The organism is Paenibacillus sp. JNUCC-31 (genome assembly GCF_014844075.1).
GTDB lineage: Bacteria > Bacillota > Bacilli > Paenibacillales > Paenibacillaceae > Paenibacillus.
Map to the genome: position 1 here is coordinate 6,849,682 of NZ_CP062165.1, position 18,591 is coordinate 6,868,272.

Annotated in this window: 21 protein-coding genes, 1 pseudogene and 1 riboswitch; of the genes and pseudogenes, 18 read left to right on the forward strand and 4 right to left on the reverse strand. The window is 44.5% G+C overall.

Annotated features, from left to right (window positions below):
• Nucleotides 1-85 precede the first annotated feature (85 nt).
• Nucleotides 86-970: a helix-turn-helix transcriptional regulator gene (locus JNUCC31_RS30090; protein WP_192266971.1), complete on the reverse strand. Its 885-nt coding sequence runs from the start codon at nucleotides 968-970 to the stop codon at nucleotides 86-88.
• 208 nt (nucleotides 971-1,178) lie between these two features.
• Between JNUCC31_RS30090 and JNUCC31_RS30095 the strand changes: the two genes are divergently transcribed.
• The 4 genes from JNUCC31_RS30095 (at nucleotide 1,179) to JNUCC31_RS30105 (ending at nucleotide 3,426) form a co-directional block, all read left to right on the forward strand.
• Nucleotides 1,179-1,841, forward strand: a complete 663-nt coding sequence (locus tag JNUCC31_RS30095) for a nitroreductase family protein (protein ID WP_192266972.1) — start codon at nucleotides 1,179-1,181, stop codon at nucleotides 1,839-1,841.
• Between the two features lie 326 nt (nucleotides 1,842-2,167).
• Nucleotides 2,168-2,530 (forward strand): hypothetical protein, encoded by a 363-nt coding sequence (locus JNUCC31_RS33625; RefSeq protein ID WP_228469314.1) that lies wholly within the window; start codon nucleotides 2,168-2,170, stop codon nucleotides 2,528-2,530.
• On the forward strand, nucleotides 2,488-2,757 hold the full coding sequence (locus JNUCC31_RS30100; protein ID WP_192266973.1) for a hypothetical protein: 270 nt from the start codon (nucleotides 2,488-2,490) through the stop codon (nucleotides 2,755-2,757). The genes JNUCC31_RS33625 and JNUCC31_RS30100 overlap by 43 nt, the downstream gene beginning before the upstream one ends.
• Nucleotides 2,758-3,426 carry an S-layer homology domain-containing protein gene (locus tag JNUCC31_RS30105; RefSeq protein ID WP_192266974.1) on the forward strand — a complete coding sequence of 223 codons (669 nt, stop codon included), beginning with the start codon at nucleotides 2,758-2,760 and terminating at the stop codon, nucleotides 3,424-3,426. It begins immediately after the preceding gene.
• Between the two features lie 79 nt (nucleotides 3,427-3,505).
• Here the strand turns inward: JNUCC31_RS30105 and JNUCC31_RS30110 are convergent, their stop codons facing one another.
• Complete coding sequence (locus tag JNUCC31_RS30110; protein WP_192266975.1) at nucleotides 3,506-3,964, reverse strand: OsmC family protein; 459 nt, start codon at nucleotides 3,962-3,964, stop codon at nucleotides 3,506-3,508.
• A gap of 177 nt (nucleotides 3,965-4,141) precedes the next feature.
• Nucleotides 4,142-5,059, reverse strand: coding sequence for an AraC family transcriptional regulator (locus JNUCC31_RS30115; RefSeq protein ID WP_192266976.1), 918 nt, complete (start codon nucleotides 5,057-5,059; stop codon nucleotides 4,142-4,144).
• Between the two features lie 182 nt (nucleotides 5,060-5,241).
• On the opposite strand from JNUCC31_RS30115, the gene JNUCC31_RS30120 reads away from it, so the two are divergent.
• The 9 genes and pseudogenes from JNUCC31_RS30120 (at nucleotide 5,242) to JNUCC31_RS30155 (ending at nucleotide 11,846) form a co-directional block, all read left to right on the forward strand.
• Nucleotides 5,242-6,228: an aldo/keto reductase gene (locus JNUCC31_RS30120; protein ID WP_192273456.1), complete on the forward strand. Its 987-nt coding sequence runs from the start codon at nucleotides 5,242-5,244 to the stop codon at nucleotides 6,226-6,228.
• A gap of 11 nt (nucleotides 6,229-6,239) precedes the next feature.
• Entirely contained in the window at nucleotides 6,240-6,410 is a 171-nt protein-coding gene (locus tag JNUCC31_RS33630) for a hypothetical protein (protein WP_228469315.1), read from the forward strand.
• A 14-nt stretch (nucleotides 6,411-6,424) separates the two neighbouring features.
• Nucleotides 6,425-7,289: pseudogene (locus JNUCC31_RS30125) on the forward strand (aldo/keto reductase).
• Nucleotides 7,290-7,366: 77 nt separating this feature from the next.
• Nucleotides 7,367-7,467: riboswitch (guanidine-I (ykkC/yxkD leader) on the forward strand.
• A 96-nt stretch (nucleotides 7,468-7,563) separates the two neighbouring features.
• Complete coding sequence (locus JNUCC31_RS30130; RefSeq protein ID WP_192266977.1) at nucleotides 7,564-7,905, forward strand: DMT family transporter; 342 nt, start codon at nucleotides 7,564-7,566, stop codon at nucleotides 7,903-7,905.
• The gene (locus JNUCC31_RS30135) at nucleotides 7,902-8,216 is read left to right on the forward strand and encodes a DMT family transporter (RefSeq protein ID WP_192266978.1); all 315 of its coding nucleotides are present in this window, start codon (nucleotides 7,902-7,904) and stop codon (nucleotides 8,214-8,216) included. The genes JNUCC31_RS30130 and JNUCC31_RS30135 overlap by 4 nt, the downstream gene beginning before the upstream one ends.
• A 177-nt stretch (nucleotides 8,217-8,393) precedes the next feature.
• On the forward strand, nucleotides 8,394-9,779 hold the full coding sequence (locus tag JNUCC31_RS30140; protein ID WP_192266979.1) for a DEAD/DEAH box helicase: 1,386 nt from the start codon (nucleotides 8,394-8,396) through the stop codon (nucleotides 9,777-9,779).
• A gap of 175 nt (nucleotides 9,780-9,954) precedes the next feature.
• A complete protein-coding gene (locus JNUCC31_RS30145) occupies nucleotides 9,955-10,284 on the forward strand; it encodes an antibiotic biosynthesis monooxygenase (protein WP_192266980.1) in 330 nt (109 codons plus the stop codon).
• A gap of 147 nt (nucleotides 10,285-10,431) precedes the next feature.
• On the forward strand, nucleotides 10,432-11,211 hold the full coding sequence (locus tag JNUCC31_RS30150; protein WP_192266981.1) for a class I SAM-dependent methyltransferase: 780 nt from the start codon (nucleotides 10,432-10,434) through the stop codon (nucleotides 11,209-11,211).
• 164 nt (nucleotides 11,212-11,375) lie between these two features.
• Nucleotides 11,376-11,846, forward strand: a complete 471-nt coding sequence (locus JNUCC31_RS30155; RefSeq protein ID WP_192266982.1) for a GNAT family N-acetyltransferase — start codon at nucleotides 11,376-11,378, stop codon at nucleotides 11,844-11,846.
• A 92-nt stretch (nucleotides 11,847-11,938) separates the two neighbouring features.
• Here the strand turns inward: JNUCC31_RS30155 and JNUCC31_RS30160 are convergent, their stop codons facing one another.
• Nucleotides 11,939-12,538, reverse strand: coding sequence for a TetR/AcrR family transcriptional regulator (locus JNUCC31_RS30160; protein WP_192266983.1), 600 nt, complete (start codon nucleotides 12,536-12,538; stop codon nucleotides 11,939-11,941).
• 297 nt (nucleotides 12,539-12,835) lie between these two features.
• Here JNUCC31_RS30160 and JNUCC31_RS30165 point away from each other — a divergent pair, with 297 nt between their 5' ends.
• The 5 genes from JNUCC31_RS30165 (at nucleotide 12,836) to JNUCC31_RS30185 (ending at nucleotide 18,581) form a co-directional block, all read left to right on the forward strand.
• Nucleotides 12,836-14,101, forward strand: a complete 1,266-nt coding sequence (locus JNUCC31_RS30165) for a cytochrome P450 family protein (protein ID WP_228469316.1) — start codon at nucleotides 12,836-12,838, stop codon at nucleotides 14,099-14,101.
• 281 nt (nucleotides 14,102-14,382) lie between these two features.
• On the forward strand, nucleotides 14,383-15,324 hold the full coding sequence (locus JNUCC31_RS30170; protein WP_192266984.1) for an ArsR/SmtB family transcription factor: 942 nt from the start codon (nucleotides 14,383-14,385) through the stop codon (nucleotides 15,322-15,324).
• A gap of 188 nt (nucleotides 15,325-15,512) precedes the next feature.
• Nucleotides 15,513-16,805: an ABC transporter substrate-binding protein gene (locus JNUCC31_RS30175; protein ID WP_192266985.1), complete on the forward strand. Its 1,293-nt coding sequence runs from the start codon at nucleotides 15,513-15,515 to the stop codon at nucleotides 16,803-16,805.
• 79 nt (nucleotides 16,806-16,884) lie between these two features.
• Entirely contained in the window at nucleotides 16,885-17,775 is an 891-nt protein-coding gene (locus tag JNUCC31_RS30180; protein WP_192266986.1) for a carbohydrate ABC transporter permease, read from the forward strand.
• The gene (locus JNUCC31_RS30185) at nucleotides 17,775-18,581 is read left to right on the forward strand and encodes a carbohydrate ABC transporter permease (RefSeq protein ID WP_175396520.1); all 807 of its coding nucleotides are present in this window, start codon (nucleotides 17,775-17,777) and stop codon (nucleotides 18,579-18,581) included. Before JNUCC31_RS30180 ends, JNUCC31_RS30185 begins: the two co-directional genes overlap by 1 nt.
• Nucleotides 18,582-18,591 lie beyond the last annotated feature (10 nt).

Here is an 18,591-nt window from a genome sequence, read left to right on the forward strand (position 1 = left end):
CTCTTAAAAAAACGACGAATTCGCCTTCTCCCGTATCGTTAAATTCGGTAATAATATCTCCGATGGCTGGTCAAACAGTGTATCATCAAATAATCAGGGGTTCGTTCAATGAATTTATTGGCCTGAATGCTCCTAAATTTATCAAATTTTTCTCATCCATATCGTCTTCAGGTGTATACAAAACGAGGGTAACATCGTCGTATTCGCCTGCATAAAACGTGTTGGAACGAACATTAATTTCACCTGCAGAGGGATGCTGTATTTTAAAATGGTTATCATCCCGAAAACACTGGACGTCATGGAGTTCCCAAATCGTTTTGAAGTCTTCGTTCACTTCCAAAAGCTTCATAATAATTTCAATGATGTAGGGATCTTCCATCCGCTGAGCAAAAGTGTAACGAAAAGCTGCGAGTAGCTTTCGGGCCGAGTCTTCCCAGTCCGCATAACGGCCTCGTACAACGGGGTCGTTGAACATTAACCAGATCAGATTTCCCGAACAGTTTTTCATCATGTTAGACTGCAATCCAAATACTTCACTGGCTGTCTGATTCCAAACTAACAGATTCCACTGACCGTCAATGGCGTAGGCTGGCAGATGTACATATTGATCAACGATGCGTTGAAGCACAGGGGTGGATATTTGCAGATATGACACATCTGAAACCAATTCCAGAGGGATCTTGCGATCCGCTAGGACATTGAGATGAACTCTTTCATCACGACTTAACTTTAAAGTACGGGCCAAGCTTTCGATGACACTATCTGATATACGCACGTCTCTCCCTTGTTCAAGGGATGTGTACCAAGACACTGAGATTCCGGACAAAACCGCCACTTCCTCCCGGCGAAGGCCCTTAGTTCTTCTATGAGAATTAGAGTTGTTACTCAGTCCAACTTGTTCTGGTCTTGTCCTGTTGCGACGGTTTTTCAAAAATTCAGCAAGCTCCTTACGCCGCAGTTTGTCATTCAAGAGTCGCATCCCCTTTCCAATGATTTATGCTTAATAAATTGTATCAGAATCTTATAACGAATGCATTTGTTTTATCGGATTTCGTGTGAGTTAAGTTAAGGTGATAGTTTTTATAGTTGCATAAACACCGTACTAGTTGACCCTTAGTTCTCGCGGTATGATGTTCCTGCAATCGAATATAGATCCAACAAAAAAGGAGAATAGAAGCATGAATTTACATGAGCATGGAAATCGGATAAACGATTTCAACAAAATTGTTTTTGAACGTAGGGCGATTAAGAAATACGATACTTCTGTTAAGATTAGCCGCGATGAAATGAAGGATATATTAACCAAGGCGACCAAGGCTCCCTCGTCCTATAATTTGCAGTCATGGCGTTTCCTGGTCATTGAAAGCGAAGAGGCTAAATCCAAATTGCTGCCTTTGGCCATATTCAATGGGCAACAATACAATGAACAACAGATAGTAACTTCATCTGCTGTAATTGCAATTTTTGGTGACCTAGAGCATGTTGCGAGTGCGCCAGAAATTTTCAATGCAGAAGTAAAACAGGGGTCAATGACTGAATCTGTGAGTGAATATATCCTTGAGGCTATCAATATTCATTATAGCAATAGCCCGGATCATTTTCGTAAAGACGTGGCCTTAACCGATGGCGGACTGGTGGCTATGCAGTTAATGCTGGTTGCACGTTCTTACGGTTATGACACTTGTGCCATGGGTGGGTATGATAAGGAGAACATTGCTGAAATATTTGGATTGGACAAGGAACGTTACGTTTCGGTTATGCTGGTATCCATCGGTAAGGCAGATTCTGATGGCCGCCCTTCAACACGAAAGCCGATTGCCGATGTTGCAGAGTGGAAATAAACGTTGAATGATGTTTTTTAAGCCTTCGTCCCGGGGCCTCTCATAACATGAGTATCCTAGTTTAGCGTGACCAAACGTGTGGCCACGCCCTCAAATCATCATTATCCAGATATAGAAACAGGCCTTCAAACACTCGGAAATCCTTGTGTTTAAACAACTTCATTAACTTAACCTCTTAACATCAATTATTCCGATGAGAGATAATCGTTTTCTAACGATTGTCTCTTTTTTCTCTTAGTATGCTTATAGTTCCTCATGAGATCGTAGCAGTCACTCGCCCAAGTTGGAAATAATGGTTCATATTACCTTGTACCTCTTATCCACCTATGGAGGACGTAGCCCAAGCGAAGGCGCAGGAGCAATTGTTTTTCTCTGTTATTCAGTATGCAAACGGAATAAACCAGTCTTTCGGTTTGTCTGTTGGGAAAAATGTAATTCCAATTACGGTGCAAGCACGTAATGGATCAAGCAAGACTTACAGTATAACTGTCGTCAGAGCCGGAGATTCCTCCTCGGTTCCACCAACGTCTTCGACTCCTTCAACTCCAACTGGAGGAACGAATGTTGATCAAACGGGTACCACTGCCAACAGTGGAACGATGACTGTGAATGGTGGATCGTTGAGCCTGGGCGGGTCAAAATCAATGTGCCAGCCGGAGCGACGGATAGCAGCATCGTCATTTCCGTAAATGAAGTAAGCCAAACGTCGAATCTGTTCACCGATTCCACATTGAAACTGCTCGGGGATGTCTATGAGCTTACTGCAAGCAAGAGCGGGATTTTCAGCAAACCGGTAACTGTCACTTTGCCATTCGACAAGAACAATGTAGACTTTGACAAATCAATAGTGGGATTGTATTGGTTCAACGAGCAAGCCCATAAGTGGGTTTCACTCGATAATTTGAAAGTGGATTAAATGAATGGAACGATATCAGGAACCATTAATCATTTTACCAAGTTTGCTGTTCTGGTATCCGATAAGACCGTAACGCCAACTCCGGAAGGAACCAAAAATTTCACGGATCTCGTAGGACATTGGGCTTCCGGCAGTATTATGGATTTGGTTGAACTCGGTGTGATCCAGGGTTATCCGGACAACAGCTTCAGACCGGATAAAAAAATTACCAGAGCCGAATTTGTTACTCTTATCATTAAAGCTTTACATCTAAAAGGCTCTGCTGACAAAGGATGTGCGGATACTACGACGCATTGGGCGCAAGATGCGATTTCCACTGCGGCAGGTCTGGGCATTGTGAATGGATATAGTGATAACACCTTTGGTCCAGATGAATGGGTGACCCGTGAGCAAATTGCGACAATGGTCGTTCGTGCAGCGCAGATCGCGGATTCAGACAGTAATATCAGCTTCTCCGATGGCGCTGAAATATCCGGATGGGCACGTTCAGCACTTGCTGCGGCCATTGCCAATGGGCTCGTTAATGGTTATCCAGACGGAACATTGAAACCGAAGGGGAATACAACTCGCGCAGAAGCCGCTGCACTCATCGAAAGAACTATTCAATTGACAAAACAATTAACAAAAGAAATCCAAGATTTCAGAAAGGCTGCTCTCCAGCGAGTTTAACTTGTTGGGAAGCAGCCTTTTGTGTTGTTTGTATGTTTTGTATTCTTTGTTTCTTTTTGTATCTGGTTCATTCGTTTTGTTACAACGATATCCCATTTTCGATAATAACGCGATTGAGCTTGGTATTCACCGGGTTGGAAATCGTATCACCCACAGGACATTTACTTTCTAGAAATTGTACAAATGATTCAACTTTTTCTTCAGATGAGCTGGTTTTAATATAGAACGTGTATCGAATATCGGAATATCCGGGACGTACATCAGATCGGTTGAAAAATCCGTCAAGATCCAGATCACCTTCAACATCAACTCTGAAATCATCAAGTACAACATCGAATTTGGAGGCATAGACCCGGGCTACAATGGATTGGCATGCGCCAAGGGAGGCAAGTAAAGCTTCTACAGGATTCATTCCCGTGTCGGTACCACCGAGGTTTGTTGGCTCATCGATGATCAGTTCGAATTGTCTTGCTTTGGTGATCACCTTAACCCCATCTTGTAGATGGGCAGTAGCTTTGAAAGTCTGAACATTAGCCATCCGATACCTCTCCTTTATAAAACATTGTATGTAACTTGGTTTAGTAAGGATTATAGTTCCATATCTCACAGGCTGTCAATACAAGGGAGATAGAATTCGGTATTCTCTGTCAATTGAAAAATGGATAGCCTTGTGGCTATCCATTTCTTTGGCATCTCAACTTTTCAGTCAATGTGCTTATTCACTCATAGCCTGATCGTATTTTTCCTTCAAACGTTTGATGTCTGCTCGCGGCGGTGCTCCGAACATGCGGGAGTATTCCCGACTGAATTGCGACGCACTCTCGTAACCAACCCGAAATGCTACATCAGCAGCATCAGCCGATTCAGCCATGAGCAGCCGACGGGCCTCCTGGAGCCTAAGTTGCTTCTGAAACTGGAGAGGACTCATGGCGGTGATCTCTTTAAAATTCCGGTGAAACGAGGACACGCTCATGTTGGCTGTCTCCGCAAGATCTTCAATCCGAAATGATTGCTCCCAATGCTGAACAATATGCTCGATGGCTTCCCGAATCCGGTAGCTGCTGCTGCCTTCCACCGCAATCTGGGCCAGTTCGGCTCCATAGGGTCCCTGCAGAAGCCGGTACAGAATTTCTCGCGTATAGAGTGGGGCAAGGAACGGGATTTCTCCCGGTGTATCCAACAGCCGAACCAACCGCAGTACAGCATCCTGAATGGAGGGCTCCATCTGTCCAACAAACAGGGCGCGTCTGGCGTTTTCTTTGGACGTGACCTTAATATCACATTCGTTCAACACTTCAAGAATCTGATGCTGTGTAAACTCAAGCTTGAGACTCAAGTAAGGCATAGCAGAGGAAGCTTTTATAATCTGACCAATCACCGGCAGGTTCATGGAAGCAAGCAGATAATTGGAGGGTCCGTATTCGAATCTTTCCTGTGCCAGCAAGATTTCTTTCAAGCCTTGAACGATTACACAAAATGAAGGCTTATAAACCCGGTAAGCCGGTTCGCTAATGCTGGAATGCTGATAGACATACAGGGAAGGGATTGCCGTTTCCTTGGAGCTATTATGAATGGAATGACGCTTGATCAGTTCGGTGAGCTCCTGTTGCTGCTGACCTCCGTTATCGGACATACAAATCCTCCTTGAGAGTTGTTCTTGCTTCATTATAAGCCTTAACGACCTTGGACAAAAGTGTGTGTGATAGGATCGGGCAATCAATTAAGACAAATGATATACCGTTTCGTTCGGTTAGTTCGGCATAATAATATTAGGTTGCAGATTATGAAATCAAACGAAGAAAGGAAGTTTGGATGATGCAAAAACGAACATTGGGAAATAGCGGCTTGGAAGTTTCGGCAATTGGGCTTGGTTGTATGGGAATGAGCTACGGGTATGGTCCAGCTTCGGACAAAACGGAGATGGTCGCGGTCATTCGGGAAGCTGTTGAACACGGTGTAACTTTCTTTGATACCGCCGAAGTTTATGGTCCATATATCAATGAAGAACTCGTCGGCGAAGCACTTTCTCCTGTACTCGATCAGGTTGTCATAGCGACGAAGTTCGGATTTGACATTCAGGATGGCAAACAGAGCGGGATGAATAGCCGTCCTGAGCAGATCAGGAAAGTTGCCGAAGAGTCTCTTAAGCGACTAAAGATCGAAGCGATTGATTTGTTTTATCAGCACCGTGTTGATCCGGATGTGCCGATTGAAGAGGTTGCCGGTGCCGTGCAGGATCTGATTCGAGAAGGCAAAGTGAAGCATTGGGGGCTGTCGGAAGCCGGCGTGAACACGATTCGCCGCGCGCATGCCGTTCAGCCGGTAGCAGCTGTCCAGAGTGAATATTCCTTATGGTGGAGACGCCCAGAAGAAGAACTGATTCCAGCGCTTGAGGAGTTCGGTATTGGTTTTGTTCCTTTTAGTCCTTTGGGTAAAGGATATCTCACGGGAAGTTTTAACGCGAAAACAACGTTTGATCAGGGTGACTTGCGTAATATTCTGCCACGCTTCACACCAGAGGCGTTGGAGGCCAATCAGGTACTGGTCGATCTGTTGATAGAGAAGGCGGAGAAAATCCAAGCCACCCCTGCACAAATCTCACTTGCTTGGCTGCTAGCCCAGAAACCGTGGATTGTACCGATCCCGGGAACGCGCAAGTCGAGTCGTCTCAAAGAAAATATAGGTGCGGCGGACATTGAGCTTACACCCGAAGATGTACAGAGCATTAATGATGCAGCTTCAAAAATTACCCTGATGGGTTCGAGATATACAGAGGAGCTGGAGAGAAGAACAGGTCTCTGATGCATTTTAGTATGCCAGAAAGCTGGGTGGAAAGTTTGAGTAAACGGTTATCGAACCAAGTGAAGCAAATCGTAATCGAGAGATTGGAGTCCCAGATCAAATGGGAAGAAAATCAGATTTTCAAAGAAATGTACCTCAGTTATTGGATAAAATTAACTTTAGGTTCATCCAAATCCAATTAAAGGAGTGTTTGATTATGGAATATGTAAAACTGGGTCGTACCGGACTGGACGTTTCAAGATTATGTCTTGGTTGCATGAGCTATGGAGTCCCTGAACGCGGACGAGATCGTGGGTCGTGCGTTGAGGGATTTTGCTCGTCGTGATGAGGTTGTTATCGCAACAAAGGTTTACTTCCGCATGAAGCCTGGGCCGAACGGCGCAGGTTTATCGAGAAAAGCTATTATGAATGAGATTGATAATAGCTTAAAGCGACTAGGGACCGATTATGTGGATCTGTATCAAATCCATCGTTGGGACAATAGTACTCCAATTGAAGAAACCATGGAGGCCCTTCATGATGTGGTTAAGGCGGGTAAAGTCCGGTACATTGGAGCTTCTTCGATGTACGCCTGGCAGTTTATGAAGGCTCAGTATACTGCCGAACGCAATGGCTGGACCCCATTTGTCTCCATGCAAAATTTACTTAATTTGTTGTATAGAGAAGAGGAAAGAGAGATGTTACCTCTTTGCGCAGAAGAAGGAATCGGCGTCATTCCCTGGAGTCCACTTGCCAAAGGAAGACTTACACGGGATTGGAATGAACAAACAGCCCGTTCATCGAACGACGAAGCAGGAGACCGACTTGCTGCGGGAATGGTTGATGCCGATCGTAAAATAGTGGAGACTGTATCTGATATTGCGGACAAACGGAGTGTTTCGAGAGCAACCGTTGCGCTGGCATGGGTATTGCAGAAAGAAGGTGTCACCGCACCAATTGTGGGTGCAACGAAGGAACATCATTTGGAAGATGCTGTAGCAGCGTTGTCCGTGAAGCTAGATGACCAGGAAATTGCAAGCCTGGAGGAATACTACGTACCACACAAAATATACGGCATGTAAGTTCTCTCTAGCCCTAGTAACGAAAAAGGGTTGCCTATCGAAAAGAAATGTGTATAATTGGAGTCACATCAGAATATTCAAATGTTTTCTAGGGTTCCGCGGCAATTGTGTCGGTCTGGTCCGAGAGAAAACTCACAGCCTGTTGGTTGTGTCACGGAGGGACAAAAGCCTGGGAGATGAACTGCTTCATGCAGTTTATTTCCCGGGCTTTTTTATTTCGGCTTCATGTAACTAATAATACACGTAGCAATATTTGATAAGGAGTGTGACAGAGATGAACAAAACTTGGTTGTCCGTCGTTATTGCAGCTTTATTTGAAGTCGGTTGGGTCATTGGATTGAAACATGCCAGTGGTTTTCTGGAATGGGGGGCTACACTGATCGCCATCATTGTCAGCTTTACCTTGATGATTGCGGCTTCCCGTTCACTTGATGTAGGTACTGTTTATGCAGTATTCGTTGGTTTGGGTACAGCGGGAACTGTACTGGCAGAAATTATTTTGTTTGATGCACCAGTTCAAACCGGGAAAATGGTGCTCATCGGGGTTCTTTTACTGGGTGTAATCGGTCTTAAAATGCTCAGCAAAGGAAAAACAAAGGAGGTCCATGAATCATGAACTGGGTATTTCTAGTTTTAGCTGGTGTCTTTGAAATGATTGGGGTTCTGATGATTAATAAACTGCACAAAGATCGTAACCTGATCTCTATCGTGTTCTTGATTGCAGGATTCGGATTAAGCTTCCTGTTCCTGTCCCTGGCGATGAAGACTCTTCCAATGGGGACGGCATACGCCGTATGGACCGGAATTGGCGCTTCCGGGGGAGCCATTCTTGGCATGATATTTTATGGAGAACCCCGAAATGCGTTAAGGCTTCTGTTTATTGCCATGGTGCTCGGATCAGCAGTAGGGTTGAAATTGGTGAGTTAATGGATTGGTGTCTCGCAGTAGGCTCAAGGTTGGCGTAAGTTCAACCAAAATCGCAATAAGGGCTGAATTTTGAAAAGATAATATACAGATGTGGTTTTTAATGTTATCCTTATGTGTTACGTTTTGAAATGAGATATACGTCAAATGAATATTTGTTGCGTAAATTAAGGAGACCTAATGACATTTAAAGACTTGAATATTATACCCGCAATTTTGGAAGGCCTAAGCAAAGCAAACTATACTACCCCTACACCTATACAGGAACAGGCGATTCCAGCCGTTTTGGCAGGCAGAGATTTGCTCGGCTGTGCGCAAACAGGGACAGGGAAGACAGCAGCATTTTCTGTGCCTATCATTCAGTTATTAAGCGAAAAGTCGAACGGCCCCAAAGCCGCACGACATATTCGCTCATTGATTTTAACTCCAACAAGAGAACTTGCGATTCAGATTTCGGATAATATTAAGGCTTATAGTCGTTTTACCGATATTCGTTGTGCCGCGATCGTAGGTGGAGTATCGCAAAAAGTGCAAGAACGGGCCTTGAATCAAGGTGCAGATATTATTATCGCAACGCCTGGCAGACTGATTGATTTGGTCAATCAAAAGCGTATTGAACTGAAGCATGTGCAGATATTGGTACTTGATGAAGCAGACCGCATGTTGGATATGGGCTTCATTCATGATGTGAAAAGAATCATCTCCAAGATGCCGAGTAAGAAACAGACCCTTTTCTTCTCAGCAACGATGCCTCCGGAAATTACAAAAATGGTGAAAACGTTGCTGGTAGATCCGGTAAAGGTAGAAATTACTCCCGTGTCCTCTACTGTAGATCGAATTGAGCAGTCCATATATCTATTGGAGAACGGCAAGAAACAGAGTCTGTTGAACCATATCTTGCAGGACAAATCCATTGTGTCGGCACTGGTGTTCACCCGTACAAAGCGTGGAGCCGACCGTGTGACACGTGATTTGTCCAAAGTGAATATTACGGCTCAGGCCATTCATGGCAATAAGTCTCAGAATGAACGACAACGAGCATTAAACAATTTCAAGAGTGGAGTCACACGAGTGCTTGTGGCGACGGATATAGCGGCAAGGGGCATTGATGTTGAAGAACTTTCGCATGTAATCAACTTTAACCTTCCTAATATTCCAGAAACGTATGTTCACCGAATTGGCCGTACAGGTAGAGCAGGGAACAGCGGAATGGCGATCTCTTTCTGCGAAAAGGATGAGCTTCCGTTTCTGAAGGATATCGAGAAAGTGATCAAGAAGACCATTCCTGAAGTGAAAAATCATCCTTATCCGATGACTGGAGCTCCTGCGTTTGTAAAAGCTAATCCAACATCGAAGTCTGCAGCCCATAAATCTGCAGCTAATAAACCTGCGAAGCCAAAAGCGAACCCGGCCCGTAAGCCCAAGTCCGAGTGGTTTAAGAAGAGTGGCAAAGCCGACCACAGCAGTAAACCAAACCACGGCAGTAAACCAAACAATAATAAACCAAATCATAATAGTGCAAATCAGAGCAAACCCAAGAGCAGCAAAGTGAATAAAGCTCTTTAAACAAACGAGCAAAGCGCCTTCTCTAATTCGTGGAGAAGGTTTTTTTGTGAACAAAAACGAATATGATATTGATAATCATTTTCAATAAGGTTAAAATAATAGAGAGTATGTTAAAAAAATATCACAAGGCATTGTATCCATTGCAGTGACTTGAGGCAATCAGGAGGTGTAAATCATGTTCATTCAAACTCGCGTTATGGTGGTCGAAAATGGCCACAGTCATAAACTGGTGGAACGTTTCAGTGTTCCTAGCCCTGTAGAGGAAATGCCGGGGCTGATTGATTTCAGTGTGATGGTCAACAAGAAGAGTAAAGAGCACGAAGAAGTCATGGTTTTGATTCGCTGGGAATCGGAAGAAGCATGGAAAAATTGGGAGAAAAGTGATGTGCATATTAAAGGGCATCGCGAGAAAAGAGGACAGGAGAAACCAGAGTACCTGATTAGCACTACAGTGAATATGTACGAGGTACAAAAAGTGAAGACAGCAAGGGTGTCCAATCCATAATTCGAAGGGAAGAGCCTATCTTATGATTTCTCATGGGGTAGGTTTTTTTGCAACCGGTGAAAAGGCCGTTGACATGCTGTCCTTATTAAGGTTATCATAGATATCCAAGATCCTTAATAGTATGTTTATGAAAAGGAGACTCCATTTATGTCTAATGAACCCTCTAACTTGGGTCGCAAGTTGGAACCAAACTATCATAAAATAGATTTTTTATCTCATCTGGGAGTGGATGTCCTGTCCTTGCTGCAGGCACGACCCGGGGAGCGAATTCTGGACATCGGATGTGGCAATGGAGATTTGACAGCCAAGATTGCAGCTGCTGGAGCGATTCCGACAGGTATCGATCTATCGGAGAGAATGGTAAAGCTCGCCAACCAGAAGTACCCTGACCTGAATGTTCAAGTGGAAGACGCTTCTCAATATCGAACGGATGTAGCCTTTGACGCTGTATTCTCCCATGCAGCTATACATTGGATCCATAATCCCGCGGACGTGGTCCAATCAATCTGGCAGGCCTTGCGGGAGGGAGGACGATTCGTTGCTGAATTTGCCGGAAGCGGAAATATAGCTCTCCTGATTACTGCTATAAAGCAGGCTCTGGAGGTACATGGTTATACGTGGGCGGGACGAAATCCGTGGTATCATCCGACCATTGGCGAATACACCAGCCTGCTGGAGCAGCGCGGATTCCGTGTCACGTTCGCTCAGCATTTCGACAACCCTACTCCGCTCAAAGGAGAAGCAACAGGACTTAAGAACTGGCTAAACAGCTTCTCAGATTATTTCTTTAGTGATGTTATATCTGCTGACAAAGCATCCATCTACCAAGCCATTGAGGCACAGGTTAGGCCGCACTTTGAGCGCGAAAATCAATGGTTCCTGGATACAAGTCGAATACGGATTGTTGCGATCAAGGAACGGACGTAAAAGAAGTTATCCCAAATCATTCATTAGTTCACTTCATTCACTCCATCAATACCCGCTGACTCCTTTTCATTGTTGTGGGATTACCGATTGTCACATCCAAGAACCGTAGTATAATTTACGTAGTTTAAGTATTAGTCATTCAATACAATTGCGGAGGTTACTGGGTGGTCATAAGAGAGATAGAGGAAAAGGATAATAAAGAAGTAGAGCTTTTGATTAGAAGCTGTTTGATTGAATTTGGGGCCAATAAGTCTGGAACCGCGTGGTCTGATCCCAATTTGGGAGATTTCTACCACCTGTACCAACAGGAGGGTTCAAAATATTGGGTTGTTGAGGAAAACTCAGCAATCGTAGCTGGCTGCGGTATCGGACCTATTGAGGGTTTTCCCCATATTTGTGAGTTGCAGAAGATGTATGCACTAAAAGGGGCACGAGGCACGGGAATCTCCTATGAATTGCTTCAGATCTCCCTTGATTTTGCCAAAGAACACTATGAGCATTGTTATCTTGAAACCCTAAGCAATATGGTTGCAGCCAACAAATTCTATATTAAGAACGGTTTCGTTCCATTAGAAGAACCGTTGAATGCAACCGAACATTTTGCTTGTGATGCTTGGTATATCAAAGGACTTTAAATTCCAAAAGAGCTATTAGCACAAAAAGCCTAATTCAGGTGGTGGATAGACACCAATGAGTTAGGCTTTATTTCATTTCAAATAACCGCACATTATAAAAACGTTTGACATAGCCGTTCCACAATGCGTTCAGAAGAATACCCGCGCACATTTTTCTGAAAAAGATACGAATCATTGTTCATCGCAGTCAGAAGCATGTCCGTTTTGAACAAGCTGATGGCTTGCGACTCCTCATCGGACTTCGTAACCATTTCTTCAAATAAACCAACAAGTTTTTGATGCAATTGATCATAGAGGGGACTTGAGGTTCTGGAATTTGCGCTCTGATGGACCGTATTTTCGATGCCCGAGAGCAGCTCCGCATTTTTCTCTCTAAACTGGATAAACAATGTCAGCAGACCTCGTAATCGATCAGATGGTGGATGGTGAGCATTCGCCAGGAGGTATGCCTCTGCATCATTGAAGAACAGGGTTACGTTATCTTTAATTAAATCCATGCATAACTCACTCTTATTACGGTATCGGCGATATAAAGTACCTGCTCCAATCTGTGCTTCGGCAGCGATCTGATTCATGCTGACCCGTTCAACGCCATGCAGCTCAAATAATTGGAAAGCCGCTTCCAAAATACGCTGACGGTTCTCGGCCGCATCCCGCCGTTCCGAACGAGAGGTTGTATTCGATTTATCCACGCTCGTCACTTCCTATCCTTCAACGTCCAAAATTTGACAAGAGGAGAACTCTCCGTTTAATATCAAGGAGAGGTTAAGCGGAGAGTTCTCCTCTTAATATTAATGAAAAGGAGAGGGATGTGCAACCCATGGCGAAGCTGCTCGCAGACATCGTGTACCCGTGATTTTTGTGAAGGTTGGTCAACGTCAGAACTGGAGGGGAGAACAACTCCAGTCCGGCTATGAACATGGGAATGAAAATGAATGGATAAATACATTAGTTTAAACGAATAAAATGGTCGAAGCGAAAGGATGGTTATGATGAGTGAGTTAGATCTTCATGATTCGCAAAAAGCAGCACTGAGTCTGTTTAGTGGGGATAGTGGTGAAAACCCGTTCTCACTTATCAAGCAGTTGCGTGAAACAGGTCCTGTTATTCCGGTATCTTTGCCAATGGGTGATACAGATCGCGGGCAGTGGTTAGTTACACGAATGGAAGAAGTGTCACAGGTACTTAAAGATCACGCTCACTTCATGGTAGACCCACTATCCATCGACGGCAACGAGAATGTCCTGAAAGCCTATATGGAGAACATAAATCCAGATGCACCACCGACGTTCTTTACCGGAAAATCGATGCTCTCAGTGGACGAACCTGATCATCGACGATTACGTCGGTTGGTCTCCAAAGCTTTTACACCCAAATATATGGAAAGTCTCCGCCCACGTGTGCAGCAGATTGCTGACGAACTGCTGAACGAGGTTGAAACAAAAGGGGAGATGGATCTGGTTAAGGACTACGCTTATCCTTTACCGATTCATGTCATATCCGATATGCTGGGGGTACCTAAAGCAGATCGTCCACAAATCCAGACATGGTCCTCCGCAATTGCACACGGTCTGGGCCTCGGAGTGCGTGAACCGGGAGTGGAGGAACACCTCCAAGCTTTCGGTGACTATACCGCGCAACTGGTAGGTGAGAAACGCAAGCATCCTGCGGATGATTTGATCAGCCAATTGATTGCCATTGAAGAAGAGGGCGATCGACTCAGTGAACCAGAACTGCTATCCATGATTACGTTATTGATCTTTGCTGGACATGAGACTACTTCCAATCTGATCGCTACGGGTGCAATGATGTTACTGGATCATCCTGAACAATTGGAGAAGCTTAAGGCTGATCTTAGTCTGGTTCCTTCCGCTGTTGAAGAGCTGCTTCGCTTCAATGGGCCGGCAACCATTGCAGGACCTCGCTATGCAACACAGGATATTGAGCTGGCAGGACAACTGATCCAAAGGGGAGATATGGTTATTCCCGTATTGAAGTCAGCGAATCGGGATGAGCTCCAGTTTGAGCAGCCGGAGGATCTGGATGTGACACGTCATATAACTCGTCATCTGGCTTTTGGTCATGGTATTCATTCCTGCCTGGGGGCTCCGCTGGCTCGTGTGGAGGGAGATATTGCTTTTACAACCTTGTTAAGACGCATGCCTAATCTGCGGCTCAACGTTCCACGGGAAAATATTACCTGGCATTTGGCACTAAGTTCGCAGAGTTTAGCTGCCTTACCTGTGGCTTTTTAGCAGAAAAAGGTGGAGGCATCGGTGATTTGAACCTACTCTAACCGTTCCTTTCGTATAATGGATTTTATCAATTTCATAAGTGGTATCATTCTTGATCTTCACGTAAAAGGTTGCCTTGTAGGCAGCCTTTTTTGCTGCAACCGACAGCTGAAGGAGGGAAGATGGATGACGAAGTGGCAATCATTTAATACAAAACAAATAATTTGTTACAACATTATTGACTCATTCAAAACATAACAGTAAAATTATTGTAACATAATGATAATATAGGCGGTGATGTAATGCTTGAGCTTAGTTTTGATGACCCGGACAAGCTGGTAACCGTCACTCATGCGTTATCGACGCGTTCCCGAGTTGATATTCTCCGCCTCCTGATTTCCAAAAACCTTAATATCGTTGAGATTGCTGAAGCTCTTAATCTTCCAGTATCTACTGTAGCCAGCAACATCAAGGTTCTGGAGGCTGCAAGGCTGATTAATACGGAGTTGCTGCCCGCCTCTCGGGGTGCGATGAAGGTATGCAGTCGCAATTATGACGATATCCATATCGCGCTTAATCTGGATAAATCCGGACCAAAAGGAGATGTTCAGGTCTATGAAGTGGATATGCCGATTGGTCATTACAGTGATTGCGAAGTTTCGCCAACGTGCGGGATGGCGAATGCAGACGGGATGATTATACGTGAGGACGAACCAGCAAGCTTTTTTCATCCGAAACATATTGGTGCCCAGATTATGTGGTTTCGCAAGGGTTATGTCGAATATTTGATGCCGTTAGAAATACCGGCAGGCGCGCGTATTGATTCGCTGGAGCTGTCGATGGAGATGTGTTCCGAAGCCCCTAACTATGACCACAACTGGCCCTCCGATATTTCCATATGGGTTAACAGTGTGGAAATCGGCATGTGGACCTGTCCCGGTGATTTTGGGGACAGGAGAGGGAAGCTAAATCCTGCCTGGTGGCATGAGTGGTCTACCCAATATGGTCTGCTTAAGACATGGCGAGTGGATAAAGAGAAGACCTCGCTTGATATGGAAAGGATCTCTACGGTTACTTTGGATCAGCTCAACCTGCAAAACAGCCATAAGCTTCGGTTGCGCATAGGCATCAAGCCGAATGCGGTGCATCAAGGAGGAGTCAACCTGTTTGGTCGCCAATTCGGAGATTATGATCAAAACATTAAAATGACTGTGAATTACGTAATGAATCCGGAAGTGGATTAATAAAAAAAGCTTTAGTTGCGGATATATTGTAACTAAGGCTTTTTTGTTCATATAATTACAATAAATACGATTGAAAGCGTTGACAATAGTAAAATACCTCGATATAATCCCTCTATAGATACAATAATAATGTAATAAATCAATTAAATCGTTTGTATCTATAAAACTAGAACAAAGGGGATACTCGCATGAAAAGAAGAATGGGCTTGTTGGCACTAACGTTACTTCTCTCGCTATCCACGGTTTTGAGTGCATGCAGCGGAAGTAACGATGGTGCTGGTGATGGTGCCTCGGGCGATGAAAAAGTAACGTTGTCTTTTTGGACACTGTTCGATGGCGGAGATGGAGCGAACATGCAGACATTGGTTGATGAATTCAACAAAACCCACCCGAATATCGAAGTGAAAAATACGAAGCTGGCTTGGGGAGAGTATTACACAAAGCTCATTACAGCCGTTGGTAATGGCAATGGACCAGACATTGGCATTTCCCATTCCTCCAGACTCCCCGATCTGATAGACCAAGGTGTTGTCACCGAACTCGATACTCCCGCTACGGATGCAGGGGTAGACTGGAATACCTACAACCAGAATCTTTTGGATGCGGTTACAGTCGAAGGCCAGCATTATGCGGTTCCCATTGATACCCATCCTTTTATTATGTTCTATAACAAAAAGCTGCTGAAAGAAGCAGGGCTGCTTGGCGAAGACGGTAAGCCACTCCTTGAACAATCCGCTGACGGCTTTCTCACCTTCCTCCAGACCTTAAAAGAAAAGCTGCCTGCCAAGGTTACCCCTTTTGCATTATCCAACAACAATGATGATCCATACCGTCTATGGTGGTCCTTATATTCACAAATGGGCGGCAATGATGTGGTATCCGATGACTTGAAATCTGCAGCCATTGATAAGGAGAAAGGGATTAAAGCAGCTGAATACGTTCAGAAACTGTTTACCGAAGGTTATATCAAGAAAAACGACCCGGACTTTTATAAAAATTTCCAGAGTGGTACATCAGCCATTATTATGACAGGCGTATGGACAACGGGAACGTGGGAATCCACCAAAGGACTTGAATTTGGAGCCATGCCTATTCCGAAGTTCTATGATCAGGAAGCAACTTGGGGAGATTCTCACACGATTGTACTGCCTCTGACGCAGGATGAAGATCCTGCCAAACGTAAAGCAGCCATGATCTTTGCTGATTATGTTGCCGACAATGGCCAGATTTGGGCCAAAGCAGGACATATTCCATCCAAGCCGTCCGTGTTGGAGAAGCAGGAATTTAAGGATTTGCCATATCGCAGCGATTATTCCGAGGTGGCGAGTGTGGTTAAATTCAGCAAACATTCTACCAAAAATGCGCAAATCCGTGATGAAGCCGCTTTTAAATTTTTGAATGAAGTCTGGATGAGCAAAATGACCCCTGCGGATGCCATGAACAATATGGAGGCAGCGATTCAGAAAATACTGAGTGAATAGAAGGAAGACGGATCACGCAGGCCTGTGGTAATCCTCATTGCAAACACAGGCTTGTGTGCCAATCAAAGGGGAGACGCATATGAAGATCAAAAAAATGAGAGCGGATATGCAGGCACTTGTATTTCTGCTTCCATTCTTAATTGTCTATGGTTTATTCACAATCTGGCCAATGATTAAAGGCGTAGAGATGACCTTTTACAAATGGACATTGATTAAGAAAATGGATTTTGTCGGTCTTGATAACTTCCGTAAGGTTCTTCAGGACAGGGAAGTGTGGGAAGCGATCTGGCATTCAACTTTTTTCGTTTTTTTAAGTACGCCAACCATGATTATTCTTGCCATTATGCTGGCTGTGATTGCCAACCGAAAATCGGTTTTGCAGAAATTCTACCGCATCATCTTTTTCATACCAAGCGTGCTCTCTGTTGCCGTCGCAGCCTATCTGGGATTATTCGTATTTCAGCCCTACACGGGACTTGTAAACTCAGTACTGCACCTCATTCAATTGTTACCCGAAAATGCCGAGATCTTCTGGCTGACCGAAACAGGCCTGGCATGGGTCGTGATTACAGTCATTACTCTCTGGTGGACAGTCGGATTCAACTTTATTTTGTATCTCTCAGCGATGCAGGAGATTCCAGATGAGATTTATGAAGCGGCAAAGCTGGATGGTGCAAGTGATACACAGATATTTTGGAGAATTACTCTTCCTTATCTGAAGCCACTAACCAAAACCATCACCATGCTGCAAATTATTGCTTCATATAAAGTCTTTATGCAAATTTATGTTATTTCTGGCGGGGGTCCGCTTGATCAGACACGTCCGATTATTCAATTGATCTATCAGACCGGGTTTAAGAACAATAATCTGGGTTATGCCGCAACGATGTCCTATATCTTGTTCGTTATCCTGCTGGTGTTGTCTGCGCTGCAATACTGGATGAATAACCGGAAAGGGGCGGAAAGCTGATGAAATGGTTATATCGTATAGGTTCAGCATTGATGGCGGTTATGTTCGCTGCCCCACTTGTGTGGATGCTGGTGGTATCCATCAAAGAAGAAGGCATGAAGATCATCACGGTCCTGGACTGGTTTAAACCTCCATATTCCATGGCTGTATATCAAGAAGTACTCACGACCACCAAGCTTTCCCAGTGGGTTGTTAACAGTTTGTTTGTCGCTGTAGTTGTAACGGTGCTAACTGTTATTTTCGCGGCAATGGCCGGATTCGCTCTCTCGAAAGTACCGTTCCGTTTCCGTACTTTTGTATTCTTCTTCATTCTTGGTGGATTACTGATTCCCGGAGAAGCTACCATCATTCCACTCTATCAGGTAGCCAAGGATTTGCATTTGCTGAACTCGTACAGTGGACTGATTATTCCTGCTTTGGCTTCACCTGTAGCCGTCATCGTGCTCAAAAGTTTCTTCGATGGTGTTCCCAATGATCTGCTGGAGAGTGTGCAAATTGACGGAGGAGGCTTTTGGCGGATTTTTACCAGCATCATGCTGCCTTTGACACGTCCAGCCATGGCATCGATGGCGATTCTGACTTTTATCGGTTCGTGGAACAATTTCCTGTGGCCATTCCTTTCCATAACCGATGATAATCTGTTTACACTGCCAATGGGTATTCCAACACTCATGGGCCAGTATTCGGAAGATTACGTGAAACCGATGGTTATCAATGCCGTGGCTTCTGTTCCCATCATTATATTGTTTATTATTTTTGAGAAACAGATTGTTAAAGGCATCAGCATGTCCGGTATTAAGGGATAATCTGCAATTG